Consider the following 14,435-nt stretch of genomic DNA (forward strand, 5'->3'; position numbering starts at 1 on the left):
TTGATGGGATGCCCGCCAACCGGCCGTCAGCAACCGCCGGTTCGGACCCGGTTCACCCGGATCGTGCCCGGGCACGGGAAGCGCACCGGCACCGGGCCGCCTCCCGGCCGTGCCCGTTCCAGGTCGTGCCTGTTCCAGGCCGTGCCTACTCCAAGAACAGGCCCCGGGCCGCCGCCGAGTGCTCGATGGCCTCCAACCTGGCCTCCGCGCCAGGGAGTTCGTCACACATGCTCTGCAGCAGGACCCGGCCGAGCATCATCGGCGCGCAGGCGGTGTCGAAGACCAGGCCGGTGCCGACGGCCGCCGGAAGGAGGAGGTCGGAGAGCTTGGCGACCGGGGCGAAGGCGCTGTCGGCGACGGTGAGGACGGTCAGTCCGCAGTCCCTGGCGACGGTGAGGGCGTCCATGAGTTCGCGCGGATAGCGCGGCAGGGCGAAGCAGAGCAGTGCGGTCGCCCCGGCTGCGGCGGCCTGTTCCAGCCGGTCGGCGAGCATGCTGCCGCCCTCGTCCAGCAGCCGGATGTCCGGGTGCACCTTGGCCGCGAAGTACGCGAAGCCCCTGGCCTGGGCGGAGGCCGCGCGCAGTCCGAGCACCGGCAGCGGACGGGAGGCGGCCAGCAGCCGGGCGGCGCGGACGATCGGTTCGGGGTCGGCGAGCAGCTCGGCCAGGTGGCGCAGGTGCTCGATCTCGGCGAGTACGGCCTGCTGGTGCTCGTTGCGGACCGCGTCGTCGGGCGTCTCGGGCGGCGCCTGCTCCCCCGCGCCCAGCTCGCGCAGCTGTCGGCGCAGCGCCGGGTAGCCGTCGAAACCGAGCGCGACCGCGAAGCGGGTGACCGAGGGCTGGCTCACCCCGGCGAGTTCGGCCACCTCGACGCTGGAGAGGAACGGTGCCTCGGTGGCGTGCCGGACCAGGGAGTGCGCGATCCGCCGCTGGGTCGGGGTGAGCCGGTGCCCCTCGAAGAGCTGCAGCAGGCGGGCGGAGGGACCGGCACTGCCGGTCTCGTCCATGGCGGTCATCAGCGGTACCTCCGAGCTCTGGTTGCAGCGCACGCCGTCGGCCACGGGAGCGGTCACGGCGGCTGGGACGACTGTGGCGCAGTCCCGCCGGGCGGGCAACGACGTATCGAACACCGGGAAAGCCGTCCCGGGGAAATCGGGCGGCCTCCCGGGGCTGCCGGGCGGCGGCACGGGGCTCCGCCCGGCGAACCCCGTGCGCGCCGCGGAAGGCGTCGGCGGCGCTCCGCCGCGGCGGAGCGGGCCCGGTCGCCTTCCGGCTCGCTCACCCGGTCGGCCGACGGCATCCCGCACCCCTGCCGACCGACCGGCCCGGGCCCTGTCCAGCGGGCCCGGGCCCCGCCCGGCGGGTCAGGCCAGCGGCCCGGCCACCCGCTCGACGGCCCGGACCAGCTCGCCCGAGGCGACCATCGCGGCGGCGGCCTCCAGGTCGGGCGACAGGAAGCGGTCCCGTCCGGGCCCGCCGACACCGGCCGCGCGCGCGGCCGACACCGCGGCGGCAGTGGCGGGTGCGGTCGGCCCGCTGCCGTTGTCGGTACGGATCTCCAGCGCGCGGGCGGCGGCGGTCAGCTCGACCGCGAGGATCCGGCCGAGGTTGTCCACGGCCTGGCGCAGCTTGCGGGCGGCGGACCAGCCCATCGAGACATGGTCCTCCTGCATCGCCGAGGAGGGGATGGAGTCCACCGAGGCCGGGACGGCCAGGCGCTTGTTCTCGCTGACCAGGGCGGCCTGGGTGTACTGGGCGATCATCAGGCCGGAGTCCACGCCCGGGTCGTCCGCCAGGAAGGCCGGCAGACCGTGCGAGCGCGCCTTGTCGAGCAGCCGGTCGGTGCGGCGCTCGGAGATCGAGCCCAGGTCGGCGGCGGCGATGGCGAGGAAGTCCAGCACGTACGCGACCGGGGCGCCGTGGAAGTTGCCGTTCGACTCGACCCGGCCGTCGGGCAGCACCACGGGGTTGTCGACCGAGGCGGCCAGCTCGCGGGAGGCCACCAGCTGGGCGTGCGCGAGGGTGTCACGACCGGCGCCGGCCACCTGCGGGGCGCAGCGGATGGAGTACGCGTCCTGGACGCGCGGCTCGTCGTCCCGGTGGTGTCCGGTCAGCTCGGAGCCCTGGAGGACGGCGAGCATGTTGGCCGCGCTGAGCGCCTGGCCGGGGTGCGGGCGGATCGGAGCGTGCAGCTCGGGGGCGAGCACCCGCTCGCTGCCGAGCAGTGCCTCCAGGCTCATCGCGGCGGTGATGTCGGCCGTGGTGAACAGGCGGGCCAGGTCGGCGATGGCCATCACCAGCATGCCGAGCATGCCGTCGGTGCCGTTGATGAGGGCCAGGCCCTCCTTCTCCAGCAGCTCGACCGGCTCGATCCCGGCCTCCGCCAGCAGCTCACCGGCCGGACGCGGCTCGCCGTCCGGGCCGAAGGCCTCGCCCTCGCCCATCAGGACCAGTGCGCAGTGCGACAGCGGCGCCAGGTCGCCGGAGCAGCCCAGCGAGCCGAACTCCCGCACCACCGGGGTGATTCCGGCGTTGAGGATGGCGGCCATGGTCTGCGCGACCAGCGGGCGGACACCGGTACGGCCGGAGGCCAGCGTCTTCATCCGCAGGAACATCAGCGCCCTGACCACCTCGCGCTCCACCACCGGCCCCATTCCGGCGGCGTGCGAGCGGACCAGTGACCGCTGGAGCTGTGCCCGCAGCTCGGGGCTGATGTGCCGGACGGCGAGCGCGCCGAACCCGGTGGAGACCCCGTAGACGGGACGCGGCTCGGCCGCGAGAGCATCGATCCGCGCGCGGGCGTCCGCCATCTCGGCGAGCGCGTCCGGCCCGATCTCGACCCGGGCATTGCCCCGCGCGACGGCAACCACGTCCTCGGCGCTTACGTCGGCCTTGCCGACCAGCACGAGCGGCGCGTCGGGGGCCACAGCACTGTGCATATCCATATACATAATCACAGCAGGTGAATGAAGATATGACAACCATGGTTCGGGGAGATCTCGTTCCGCGGCACCCGCAACCCAGGGCGGCGGCAGCGGCGGACACCGGCGTCCCCCGGGCGGCGGAGCCCGGCGGGCCCGGTGGATTTCCCGCCCGGCCGCGGCGTGACGCAAGCTGGGCGAGGAGACAAGGGGAGGCGGAGGGCTGATGGCACGGGCGACGGTGCGGCGGCGGGTGGTGCGGCTGCGCGGAGACGAGCGAGGGGCGCGGCCGGACGCGCTGGCGGCGGAGGAGCCGCTGGAGATCCGGGTCGGCGGCCAGTCGCTGACGGTGACCATGCGCACCCCCGGACACGACTTCGACCTGGTGGCCGGGTTCCTGGTCGGCGAGGGCCTGCTGGACCGCGGCGAGCAGCTGGCCGCCCTGCGCTACTGCGCCGGGACCGAAGCCGACGGCGAGAACAGCTACAACGTGGTGGACGCGACCGTACGCGGCGCCGCCACCGCCCTCTCCAGCCACCGCAACCTGCTGACCACCAGCGCCTGCGGCCTCTGCGGCCGGGACACCGTCGACGCGGTCCGGATGCACATCCGCCATCCGCTCGACCAGGACCCGCTGACCGTCCCCCCGGAACTGCTCTACGCCCTGCCGGACCGGCTGCGCGCGGCGCAGCGGACCTTCGAGTCCACCGGCGGACTGCACGCGGCGGGCCTGTTCACCCGAAGCGGCGAACTGCTCTGCGCCCGCGAGGACGTCGGCCGGCACAACGCGGTGGACAAGGTGATCGGGTGGGCGCTGCGCGAGGGGCGGCTGCCGCTGACCGGGCATCTGCTGCTGGTCAGCGGCCGCGCCTCGTTCGAGCTGACCCAGAAGGCGGCCCTCGCCGGGATCCCCCTGCTCGCCGCCGTCTCGGCACCGTCCTCACTCGCGGTGGACCTGGCCGAGGAACTGGGCCTCACCCTGGTCGGCTTCCTCCGCGGCCACAGCGCCAACGTCTACACCCGAGCGGACCGTGTCGAGGCGACCGGCCGCCCGGACCGCGTCGAGGCGGCCGGCCGCCCGGAGGCCGCCGAGGACGCGGACCCGGCCTCCGCCGGCGGGCGTCAGCCCGGCAGGTAGGCCTCGATCAGGTCGGCGGCCCTCGCGGTGCCGCCGTGCGCGCGGAGTTCGCCGCGGATCGCCGCCAGCCGCTCCGCCACCTCCGGGTCCGCGGTGAGCTCCACCAGGGCGGTGCGCAGTGCCGAGGCGGTGGCCTCCGCGGTGTCGAGCCGCCGCCCGACGCCGAGTTCGACCAGCTTGTCGGCGTTGGAGAACTGGTCCGCCGCCTGCGGTACGGCGATCATCGGCAGCCCGCAGTACAGCCCCTCGCTCGCGCCGCCCATCCCGGCATGGGTGATGAACGCGTCGGCCTGTTCCAGTACGGCGAGTTGGGGCACCCACGGGTGCACCTCGACGTTGCCGGGGATCCCGCCCAGCTCCGCGGGGTCCACATGCCGGCCGATCTGGAGCACCACGTGCCAGCCGGGCAGCTCGCCGAAGGCCTTCAGGCACTCCCGGTAGAACGCGGGCTGCTGGGTGAAGGCCGAGCCCAGCGAGATCAGCAGCACCCGCTCGGCGCCCGGCGGCCGCCCCCAACTCCCTTGCCCGGAGCGGTCGCCGAGGCAGGGTCCGAGGAAGGTGTACCGCCCCGGATCGACCCGGTCCGCGTTGGGCTGCAGGGCGCGCGGGACCAGTACGAGACTGCGGTCCGGCCGGCCGGTGAACGCCTTCGGGTCGGGACGGTCGCCGCCGGCGCCGTTCGCGGTGAGCCAGTCGGCGAAGCGCGCGTAGTGCTCGATGCCGCGAGGGCTGCCCATCACCGGCTCGAAGACCGGCGCCATGTCCTGCTCGTAGCCCTCCCAGGCGACATAGGTCGGCGAGAGCTGGACGATCGGCGCCTCCAAGCTCTCGGCCAGCACCCGGGCGGCGTAGGCGGCGATGTCGCACAGCACCAGGTCCGGCGGGTCGCCGTCGAAGGCGGCGCGCAGCTGCGGGAGCATCGCGATCGCGTCGTCCAGGAAGAGGTCCTGCACGTCGACCAGGTCGTCGGGCCAGCCCGACGGATCGCCGGTGAGCGGCAGGGTGGAGTCACACGGCACCAGGCGGGCGCCGGTGGACTCCACGACGGCGGCGAACGACGGGTCGTTGGCGTAGCTGACGCGGTGTCCGCGCGCCACCAGCTCGCGGATGACCTCCAGACTCGGGTTGACGTGGCCGTGGGCCGGGATGGAGACCATGGCGATGTGCGCGGGGCGGGGCATGCGTCCTCCAGATCGGGGATCGATCCCGGCGAGACGATCCGTCTCGCCGCCGCTCCAGAGTGCACAACCCCGGCTGATCACGTCAAGACGATACGTTCCGTCTCGTCAGCCGCTAGAATCCCGCCCATGGCACGCAGCAGCAGCACCCCGGACCCGGCCCGCCGCAGCGAACGCTCCAGACAGGCCATCCTCACCGCCGCCGCCGAGCTGGCGACCGAGCTCGGCTACGCGAAACTCACCATCGAGGCGATCGCCGCCCGGGCGGGCGTCGGCAAGCAGACCATCTACCGCTGGTGGCCCTCGAAGGGGGCGGTGGTCTTCGACGCCTTCCTGGCCGCCAACGAGAACGAGGCCGGCAGCCTGGACCTCCCCGACACCGGGGACCTGGCCGCCGACCTGCGGGCACTGCTCCGGCCGGCCGCCGAACAGCTCGCCGACCCGGCCTTCGAGCGGGTCGGCCGCGCCATCTCGGCCGAGATCCAGCTCGATCCCGTCCTGCTCCGGGAGTACCGGACCCGGCTGCTCGAACCCCTGCTTGAGGTCACCAAGGAGCGGCTGCGCAGCGCCCAGCGGGCCGGGCAGCTGGCCGAGGACCTCGACCTGGACCTCGCCGTGGACCTCGTCTACGGCCCGCTGCACTACCGCTGGCTGCTGGGCACCGGCCCGATCGACCAGGCGTACGCGGACGCCATGGTCGAGGCGCTGCTGCGCGCGCTGCGCCCCTGACCGGGTACCCCCGCGTCAACCGCGGCCCGGCCGACGGCCGCCGCGCCGCACTACGATCACCAGCACGAGGACGACGAACAGCACCACGAACAGCGCGACCAGGCCGAAGACCGCTCCGACCAGCCTCCCGAAGAGACCCCGCCGCTTCCTGCTCCTGGACCTGCCCCTCGCCAGCTGCTCGGACGGCCGCGCCCGCGCCTCCACCCGCACCCGGCCCTGGCCGGCCGCCGCGGCATCCCGGCCGACCGCCGGAGCCGGAGCCGCACCCGGAGCGGCCGCGGCCGTACGCGGCGCAGCCGACGCCGGTCCCGTCAGGGCGGCCCCGCCGACGGCCAGGGCCAGTGCGAGCAGTACCGCGGCCGGACGTGTACGCATGGCTCCCCCCGTTCCCCGCTCCGGCCCCACGGCCGAAGCCGACGTAAACTCTCGCATCACGCACGGCCGTTACGACAGCACCGGGCGCCGTGCCACGAGCACGCCGCACCGGGGCGGGACCGGTCCGCCACCGCGCACACGCCTCCCGCCGGGTGGTCCGGGCTCAGGGCGGCGGCGAGGCCGGCCCGGAGAGGGCGACCGCGGCCAGGGCCCGGAGTGCGGCGGTGACCGGGCCGAACGGCAGGGTGGACTCGTCCGCGAACAGCTCCACCAGCCAGCCGCCCGCCGCGTTGCCGCCGCCGGCCGCGAGTATGCCCTTGTAGCCGCTGACCACCATCATCGCCTCCTCCGCCGGGTCGTTCCCGGCGGCGCCGGAGCGCAGCGCGAAGGCCCCGCCGCGCACCGCCCGGCGGGTGAGCGGGTAGTAGCCGAGGTCGAAGACCGCGTCGGGGGCCTCGACCCGGGCCCGCTGGGTCTCGGCGCCGCCGCCGGTCGGCCCGCTGGTCATCCGGTAGACGGCGTGCCGGGCGGTGCGCATCTGCTGCGAGCCCGGCGGCACGTAGCTGACCCGCCAGCCGACCGCGTCCAGCAGCCGGGCGGCGGCCTCCGCGACGGTGACCAGCCGGCTGAGGGTGTCGGCGGGGTGGTGGGTGCGGACCGAGCCGTACCGGTCGAGCGAGGCGAGCACCACGGCGAGTAGCTGTCCGGGGTCGGCGCTGTGGACGGCCGCGCCGCGGAACCTGCGCCGGTCGCCGAAGTGCGCGCGGCCCGGGACGGGGCGGCGGCCCTCCGCGCGGTGGTGCGGGTCGGCGGAGTCGGCCAGCAGCACGGTCGGGTCGGGGGTGAAGCCGGGGCCGTGGCCGCGCCCGGCGACCACCGGGCGGTCGGCCCGGGCGGCCTTGGCCCGGTACTGGGCTGCGTCGGCGAGCCGGAACAGCCGGTCCGGGGTGGTGACCGGGCCGATCGGGTCGCCGGTGGAGGCCACCCCGCAGGCGACCCCCTCGCCGTCCGCCAGGTCCAGCGCACGGGTGCACAACTCCTCGGCCACCGCGACGACTTCGTCCGACTTCTGTCCCTCGGCCAGCAGGCAGAACTCGTCACCGCCGAGCCGGGCGGCCAGGCTTCCGGGGAGCCTGGCGGCGGCCAGCGAGAGCTGGTGGGCGAACCGTTCGAGCAGCCGGTCGCCGACCTCGTGGCCCAGCTGGTCGTTGACCCGCTTGAGCCCGTTGACATCGCAGACCACCAGGCTGACCACGGTGTTGTCCCGGTTGTGGGCCGCCAGGGCGCTCTCCAGCCGGGCGTCCACGGCCCTGCGGTTGGCGAGGCCGGTGAGCGGGTCGGTGAAGGCGAGGCGGCGCAGGTCGGCCAGGCGCTCGGTCTGGGCGAGCCCGGCGGAGATCTGGGCGGCCAGCAGGGTGGCGTAGTCGGCGTCCGAGTCGGTGAAGAGCGGCAGACCGGCCGTCCGGGCCAGGTAGAGCTCCCCCCAGGCCTGGCCGTGCAGCACGATCGGCGCGACCAGGCAGCACTCCCGGCCGCGCCGGCGCAGTCCGACGGCGCGCTGCCCGCAGAACGCGCCGGCGCCCGGGTGCGCGTGCACGGAGCGCTGCGCGTCGGCGTTCTCGGTGGTCTGCACCCAGGCGCGCGGCAGGCGGCCGGTGGCCCAGTGCTCTTCCAGATAGGCGACGATCTCGGGGAAGTCCGCCACCGGGTAGGACTCGTTCTCCGGCAGCTCCTCCTCACCCGGGGCCAGGTCGCCGTGGTTGACCAGCACCCGCAGCCGGCCCGACTCGCGGTCCCACACCGAGACGGCGGCCATGGTGGCGTCGAGCGCGGCGGCGGCCGAGGCGGCGGCGGCCCGGACGGCGTCCAGCGGGGCGAGAGCGGCGGCCATGTCCTGGGCCAGCTCGACGACCGCCTGCAGTCGCGGGTCGAGGGCCGGCGGCAGGGACACGTGCACGGGTTCCGTCATTGGTCGCCTCGCCTCATCCCTGGCCCCCGGGCCCGTCCCGGAGCACCCCGAACGCTCCAGGACTGCCATCCTGGACCAAGGTTATGGTCATTTGCCGGGACTTGGCCCCATTTGTCCGAGCGAATCCGTGCGAATCCGGGGAGGCCCGGTCTCAGAGATCGTGGACGTGACGGCTCAGCAGCCAGGGCTCCACCAGCCCCAGTCCACGCACCGGACGGCGCCACATCGGCTGCAGGTGGAACCGGTGCTCGGCGGAGCCGGCCGCCTGGTGCTCGTCGAGTCCGTCCACCGAGGCGCAGACCGACGGCGGCACGACCCCGCCGTTCTGCTCCAGCGCGACGGCGAACTCGCCGTCCACCAATACCGCGTCCTTGGGTGCGATCGAGGTCAGCCGGCTGGCCAGGTTCACCGTGGTGCCGAAGACGTCGCCCATCCGGGAGGTGACGGTGCCGAAGGCCATGCCGACCCGCAGGGCGGGGATGGAGTCCTCCTTGGCCAGCGTCTCGACCAGGCTGAGGGCGATCTCGGCGGCGGTGGCCGGATCCTCGGTGACGTAGAGGATCTCGTCGCCCAGGGTCTTGATCACCCGGCCGCCGAATCCGGCGATCAGGTCGGAGCAGGTGTTCTCGAAGCTCTCGACCAGCGTGCCGAGTTCCTCCTCCTCCAGGCGGCGGGAGAGCCGGGTGAAGCCGACCAGGTCGGCGAAGCCGACGGCGAGCCGGCCGCTGGTGATCTCGGTGTCCTCGGCGGCCTGCACCACCCGGCCGGTGACGGCGGCCAGCTGGCGCCGCCAGACGTAGACCAGGAACTGCTCCAGCTCCGGCAGCAGCAGTTCGACCAGCGGATAGGCGACGTCGGCCCTGGTCATGCCGGGTTCGATGGACTGGGTGAGGTTCTCCAGGAAGGTGTCCATCTGCCAGCCGGCCAGCCGCGCGGTGGTCTGGCCGGTGGAGCGGGCCACCTGGATCGCCATCGGCTCGCTGATCAGCCCGGACTCCACCAGGCCCGCCAGCCTGCGCAGCGCGATCACGTCGCCGTCGGTGAGGGCCCGGGACTGGCCGATGTCCGGGAAGCCCATGGCCCGCCAGAAGCGGGTGGCCAGCTCCATCGGCACGTCGGCGGCCCGGGCGGCCTGGTACGGCGTGTACCGGCGTGGCGCGTCGAGGATCAGCCGTTCCAGGTCCAGCGCGACCGTCTGCTCGTCCGAGCCCGCCGCGTCGCCGCCGTCGCCACCGACGTTTTCGTCTACCACCGGTCCGTCCCCGTGCGGTTGCCGCACTTGTCTCTCGCCCTGCCCTGTCCCAGGGGCGCCCCGACCACCGCGCGGGTAGTGGCGCGCCTCACACCGCTGCCAGGTGGAATGTTCGCACGGAATCACGCGATCCGGGGCATCCGGCCGGGACAAGGCCGGATCAGGACTCCGTCAGGACCCCGGTGTCCCACCCGGCCGGGCCGCACTCACGCCCGGTCCGGCCGTACGTGCACGACGTCCCCGGCGGCGACCGGGTGGCGCTCGCCGTCAGGGGTGCGGACCACCAGCCGGCCGAGGCCGTCCACCGCCACCGCCTCGCCGACCAGTTCGCGGTCGCCCGGCAGCTGGACCCGCACCGACCGGCCCAGGGTGGTGCAGCGGGCCGCGTAGGCGGGCAGCAGTCCGCTGGCGTGCGGATCGCCCGCCGCCGCCACCCACTCCCCGTACAGCTCGGCGAACTCCCGCAGCAGGGCGCGCAGCAGGGTCTCCCGGTCGGCCACCCGGGCCCCGGCCAGGACCAGTGAGGCGGCGGTGGGGACGGGCAGCTCGGACTGGCGCAGCGAGACGTTGACGCCGAGGCCGGCGATCACCGCGCCGCCGCTCAGCTCGGTGAGGATGCCGCCCAGCTTGCGCTCGGCGCCGTCCACGGTGACCAGCAGGTCATTGGGCCACTTCAGGCCGATCTCGACCTCCGAGACCCGGCCGAGCGTGCTGGCCGCCGCGACACCGACCAGGATCGGCAGCCAGCCGTACCGCTCCATCGGCACGGCGGTGGGGCGCAGCAGCATGGAGAGGAAGAGGCCGGACCGCGCGGGGGCGCTCCACACCCGGTCCAGACGGCCGCGGGCCGTGTTCTGCACCTCGGCGATCAGGACGGCGCCCTCCGGCTCGCCCGCCCTGGCCCGGGCGGCGAGGTCGGTGTTGGTGGATCCGGTCTCGGTGACCACGTCGACGGCGGTCCAGAGTCCTTCCGGGACCACGAGGTCGCGGCTCAGCCCGGCGGCGTCCAGCGGCGGGCGTTCGAGGTCGGTCCAGGGGGAAGGTCCGTCGTGGCCGAAGCCACGCAGACCGCTGCGGCGGGGGCGAATCGGCTCGGTCACCAGGTCAGCGTACGACGGCGGGGCGGTCAGGGCCGCGCGTGAGCGCGCGAGTCGGAAGGCTGCCGCGTCCGGCGGGGCCCGCTGCGGCCTCGGAGCGCCCGTGCGGCGGGGTGCATCCCGCAAACCCCTGCCCGGTACTGGCCGTAGGCCGCCCCATCGTCCCGCAGAAGACCGGATGAACACACTGTGTCGATGGCCATAACCGCAAGCCGCCCGCGCTGGCTACGCTACCCAACGGTAGTTCGCAGCGCCGCCCTGCCCGCACGCGCCCTCACGCGTCCCGAACAGGTCGCGGCCCATGGACCAGGGAGAGCCACCGGATGACCGAGGCGCCGTACGACCCGCACACCACCGCCGGAAAACTTGCCGACCTGCGGCGCAGGCTCGACGAGGCGGTGCACTCCGGCTCCGCCGCCGCGGTCGAGAAGCAGCATGCCAAGGGCAAGCTGACGGCCCGTGAGCGGGTGGCCGAACTCCTCGACGAGGACTCCTTCGTGGAGTTCGACGAGTTCGCCCGCCACCGCTCCACCAACTTCGGCCAGGAGAAGAACCGGCCGTACGGCGACGGCGTGGTCACCGGCTACGGCACCGTCGACGGCCGCCAAGTCGCGGTGTTCGCACAGGACTTCACCGTATTCGGCGGATCGCTGGGCGAGGTCTTCGGCGAGAAGATCGTCAAGGTGATGGACTTCGCGCTGAAGACCGGCTGCCCGATCATCGGCATCAACGACTCCGGCGGCGCCCGGATCCAGGAGGGCGTGGTCTCGCTCGGCCTCTACGGCGAGATCTTCCGCCGCAACGTGCACGCCTCGGGTGTCATCCCGCAGATCTCGCTGATCATGGGCCCGTGCGCGGGCGGCGCGGTCTACTCCCCCGCCGTCACCGACTTCGTGGTGATGGCCGACCAGACCTCGCACATGTTCATCACCGGCCCCGACGTCATCAAGACGGTCACCGGCGAGGACGTCGGCATGGAGGAGCTGGGCGGCGCGCGCACCCACAACACCAAGTCCGGCAACGCGCACTACCTGGCCGCCGACGAGAAGGAGGCCGTCGAGTACGTCAAGAGCCTGCTCTCCTACCTGCCGTCCAACAACCTCTCGGACCCGCCCTCCTACCCGGAGCAGGCGAACCTCTCGGTCACCGAGGAGGACCTCGAACTCGACACCCTCGTGCCGGACTCGGCGAACCAGCCGTACGACATGCACACGGTGATCGAACACATCCTGGACGACGGCGAGTTCCTGGAGACCCAGCCGCTGTACGCGGGCAACATCATCACCGGCTTCGGCCGGGTCGAGGGGCATCCGGTCGGCGTGGTCGGCAACCAGCCGATGGACCTGGCGGGCTGCCTGGACATCGCCGCCAGCGAGAAGGCCGCGCGCTTCGTGCGCACCTGCGACGCCTTCAACATCCCGGTGCTCACCTTCGTCGACGTCCCCGGCTTCCTGCCCGGCACCGGCCAGGAGTGGGACGGCATCATCCGCCGCGGCGCCAAGCTGATCTACGCCTACGCCGAGGCCACCGTCCCGCTGATCACCGTGATCACCCGCAAGGCCTTCGGCGGCGCCTACGACGTCATGGGCTCCAAGCACCTGGGTGCGGACCTCAACCTGGCCTGGCCGACCGCGCAGATCGCCGTGATGGGAGCCCAGGGCGCGGTCAACATCCTGCACCGCCGCGAGATCGCCGAGGCGGAGGCCGCGGGGAACGCCGAAGCCCGGCGCGCCGAACTGCTCGCCTCCTACGAGGACACCCTGCTCAACCCCTACCTGGCCGCCGAACGCGGCTACGTGGACGCCGTGATCGCGCCGAGCGAGACCCGTCGGCACATCGTGCGCGGGCTGCGCGCGCTGCGCGGCAAGCGCGAGGTGCTCCCGCCCAAGAAGCACGGCAACATCCCGCTGTAGTCGGACCTTTCGCGCACTTCCGGTCCGGTCCGAACAGGAAGAGGATATGAGCATGCCTCCGATTCAGGTGCTGCACGGGCAGCCGACCCCCGAGGAGCTGGCCACCGTCCTGGCGGTGGTCCAGACCCGGGCCGCCGCCGCACAGGCCGCGCTCGACGCGGCCCGGCGGGCGAGCGGCCCGGCCTCCGCGTGGAACGACCGGGCCAGGCTGATGCGCCGCATGCCCCGGCACGGCGGCCATGCCTGGCGCACCTCCGGCTGGGCCGGCTGACCAGGTGGTGGCCGTCCGCTCCCCGTGCCCACGGCGCGGGGAGCGGACGGCCGCCACTCCGGTGTCATGGGCGCACCGGAGAACGCGGACGAACTCAGACCGACCGGCAATAGGGCCCGCGGCGTCGCGTGCCGATAGCTCTCTCTCCCTCCTTGCCCGCCATCGGGCAGGAGGGGCCGTCCTTGCCCGCCATCGGGCGGGGGCACCCCCGGCCGAAGGCTGGGGGCGAGGGGCCCTCGAACGCACATCCCTCGTCGCGCGCAGCGCCGCTGCGCTCTCTTCCCCCAGCCTGGCGGCTGGGGGTGCCCCCGCACGATGCACGCCCAGACTCGGCTCTCGCCCCTCCCCCAGCCTTCGGCCGGGGGGACCCCCTTCTTCATCCACGCTCCCTATTGCCGGTCGGTCTTAAGTACGGATACCCAGACGTCCGGCACGCCCGCCGCCGCAGGCTGGACGGATGCTGCGGTCAACCCCTCGGGACGAGCCCCCGCCCGAAACCCGACAGGCGCAGGAGCGCCCGCGCCGGGCCGGTCCGGTGATCACTGCTCTGCTGCCGGCGGCCGGCATCGTGCTGAGGGCGGTCTGAGCCCGGGTCCCGGAACCGCCGCCCGGGACCGGCCGCACCGCATCCGCCGTTCCGGACCGGCCGCTCCGCCGGACCGCATAGGCTTGGCCGCATGACCAAGCGCGCCCTCGTCCTCGCCTCCGCCTCCCCCGCCCGGCTCGGGCTGCTGCGCCAGGCCGGCCTGGACCCGCAGGTGATCGTCAGCGGGGTGGACGAGGACGCACTGACCGCGTCGACCCCCGGCGAGCTGGCGCTGGTACTGGCCGAGGCCAAGGCCCGCGCGGTCGCCGAGCAGCTCACCGACGGCCAGCTGGTGGTCGGCTGCGACTCCGTCCTGGAGCTGGACGGCCAGGCCCTGGGCAAGCCCGCGGACGCCGCCGAGGCGCTGGCCCGCTGGCAGTCGATGCGCGGCCGGGACGGCGTGCTGCGGACCGGTCACTGCGTCATCGACACCGCCACCGGCAAGCAGTCCTCGGCGACCGCCTCCACCACCGTCCGCTTCGGCACCCCGGACGACGCCGAGGTCGCCGCCTACATCGCCTCCGGCGAACCGCTGCACGTAGCCGGGGCGTTCACCCTGGACGGCCGCTCGGCGCCGTTCATCGACGGCATCGACGGGGACCCGGGCAACGTCATCGGCCTCTCCCTGCCGCTGCTGCGCCGTCTGCTGGCCGACCTGGACATCCGGCTGACCGACCTCTGGAGCTGACACCGGTTCGGCCCGCGCTGCCGGCCCGCCGCTCCCCCGGCGGAACGCCCGCCCCTCGGCGCGTTCCACGGCGGAGCCGCCGACCGTCCGGGGCCGCACCACGCCCGAACGGGGCCCCGGCCGAGAACTCGGGTGGCGAGGCCCCCAGGCACCCGTCTCCCCTCCGTTCCGACCGCTTCCTCACTTGCTCCCGGATGGCGGAGCCTCAGCTCGCCGCCGCGCCGCCGGTGCCCTTCGGCGTGGCGCCCTCCGTGGTCTCCGCCCGTACTCCGGGCGCGGCCGGGCATTCGGGTCGTTCCCGCGACCGCGCTGCGGATCC

At 74.0% G+C, this 14,435-nt stretch carries 12 protein-coding genes and 1 pseudogene; 6 read left to right on the forward strand and 7 right to left on the reverse strand.

All coding sequences use genetic code 11. The annotated features are described in order from the left end of the window. Positions 1 to 145: 145 nt before the first annotated feature. Together ACSMTC_RS14325 and hutH are read right to left on the reverse strand one after the other, a co-directional pair. Entirely contained in the window at positions 146 to 1,015 is an 870-nt protein-coding gene (locus ACSMTC_RS14325; RefSeq protein WP_436564684.1) for a MurR/RpiR family transcriptional regulator, read from the reverse strand. 348 nt (positions 1,016 to 1,363) lie between these two features. Further along, positions 1,364 to 2,938 (reverse strand): histidine ammonia-lyase, encoded by a 1,575-nt coding sequence (gene hutH / locus ACSMTC_RS14330; protein WP_436560074.1) that lies wholly within the window; start codon positions 2,936 to 2,938, stop codon positions 1,364 to 1,366. A 208-nt stretch (positions 2,939 to 3,146) separates the two neighbouring features. Here hutH and fdhD point away from each other — a divergent pair, with 208 nt between their 5' ends. Next, positions 3,147 to 4,058: a formate dehydrogenase accessory sulfurtransferase FdhD gene (gene fdhD, locus ACSMTC_RS14335; RefSeq protein WP_436560075.1), complete on the forward strand. Its 912-nt coding sequence runs from the start codon at positions 3,147 to 3,149 to the stop codon at positions 4,056 to 4,058. Here fdhD and ACSMTC_RS14340 read toward each other — a convergent pair. Next, positions 4,043 to 5,239, reverse strand: a complete 1,197-nt coding sequence (locus tag ACSMTC_RS14340; RefSeq protein ID WP_436560076.1) for a macrolide family glycosyltransferase — start codon at positions 5,237 to 5,239, stop codon at positions 4,043 to 4,045. The two genes, fdhD and ACSMTC_RS14340, sit on opposite strands and share 16 nt — an antisense overlap. Before the next feature lie 126 nt (positions 5,240 to 5,365). Here ACSMTC_RS14340 and ACSMTC_RS14345 point away from each other — a divergent pair, with 126 nt between their 5' ends. Beyond that, on the forward strand, positions 5,366 to 5,965 hold the full coding sequence (locus tag ACSMTC_RS14345; protein WP_436560077.1) for a TetR/AcrR family transcriptional regulator: 600 nt from the start codon (positions 5,366 to 5,368) through the stop codon (positions 5,963 to 5,965). Between the two features lie 15 nt (positions 5,966 to 5,980). Here ACSMTC_RS14345 and ACSMTC_RS14350 read toward each other — a convergent pair whose 3' ends face one another. The 4 genes and pseudogenes from ACSMTC_RS14350 to ACSMTC_RS14365 form a co-directional block, all read right to left on the reverse strand. Then, positions 5,981 to 6,340, reverse strand: a complete 360-nt coding sequence (locus ACSMTC_RS14350; protein WP_436560078.1) for a hypothetical protein — start codon at positions 6,338 to 6,340, stop codon at positions 5,981 to 5,983. Between the two features lie 730 nt (positions 6,341 to 7,070). After that, a pseudogene (locus ACSMTC_RS14355) lies at positions 7,071 to 8,231 on the reverse strand (GGDEF domain-containing protein); the annotation flags it as partial. A gap of 229 nt (positions 8,232 to 8,460) precedes the next feature. Next, positions 8,461 to 9,495 (reverse strand): adenylate/guanylate cyclase domain-containing protein, encoded by a 1,035-nt coding sequence (locus ACSMTC_RS14360; RefSeq protein WP_436564685.1) that lies wholly within the window; start codon positions 9,493 to 9,495, stop codon positions 8,461 to 8,463. Between the two features lie 272 nt (positions 9,496 to 9,767). Next, positions 9,768 to 10,661, reverse strand: coding sequence for a biotin--[acetyl-CoA-carboxylase] ligase (locus ACSMTC_RS14365; RefSeq protein WP_436560079.1), 894 nt, complete (start codon positions 10,659 to 10,661; stop codon positions 9,768 to 9,770). A gap of 320 nt (positions 10,662 to 10,981) precedes the next feature. On the opposite strand from ACSMTC_RS14365, the gene ACSMTC_RS14370 reads away from it, so the two are divergent. The 4 genes from ACSMTC_RS14370 to ACSMTC_RS14385 all read left to right on the forward strand — a co-directional run bounded on the left by ACSMTC_RS14370 (position 10,982) and on the right by ACSMTC_RS14385 (position 14,116). Then, positions 10,982 to 12,571 carry an acyl-CoA carboxylase subunit beta gene (locus tag ACSMTC_RS14370; protein ID WP_436560080.1) on the forward strand — a complete coding sequence of 530 codons (1,590 nt, stop codon included), beginning with the start codon at positions 10,982 to 10,984 and terminating at the stop codon, positions 12,569 to 12,571. Positions 12,572 to 12,623: 52 nt separating this feature from the next. Continuing rightward, positions 12,624 to 12,842 carry an acyl-CoA carboxylase subunit epsilon gene (locus tag ACSMTC_RS14375; RefSeq protein ID WP_436560081.1) on the forward strand — a complete coding sequence of 73 codons (219 nt, stop codon included), beginning with the start codon at positions 12,624 to 12,626 and terminating at the stop codon, positions 12,840 to 12,842. A gap of 457 nt (positions 12,843 to 13,299) precedes the next feature. Further along, positions 13,300 to 13,428 (forward strand): morphogenic membrane protein MmpB, encoded by a 129-nt coding sequence (gene mmpB / locus ACSMTC_RS14380; protein ID WP_436560082.1) that lies wholly within the window; start codon positions 13,300 to 13,302, stop codon positions 13,426 to 13,428. 91 nt (positions 13,429 to 13,519) lie between these two features. Further along, the gene (locus tag ACSMTC_RS14385) at positions 13,520 to 14,116 is read left to right on the forward strand and encodes a nucleoside triphosphate pyrophosphatase (protein ID WP_436560083.1); all 597 of its coding nucleotides are present in this window, start codon (positions 13,520 to 13,522) and stop codon (positions 14,114 to 14,116) included. Positions 14,117 to 14,435: the final 319 nt, after the last annotated feature.

This window comes from Kitasatospora sp. HPM-01-4, from assembly GCF_051374625.1.
Classification (GTDB): Bacteria; Actinomycetota; Actinomycetes; order Streptomycetales; family Streptomycetaceae; genus Kitasatospora.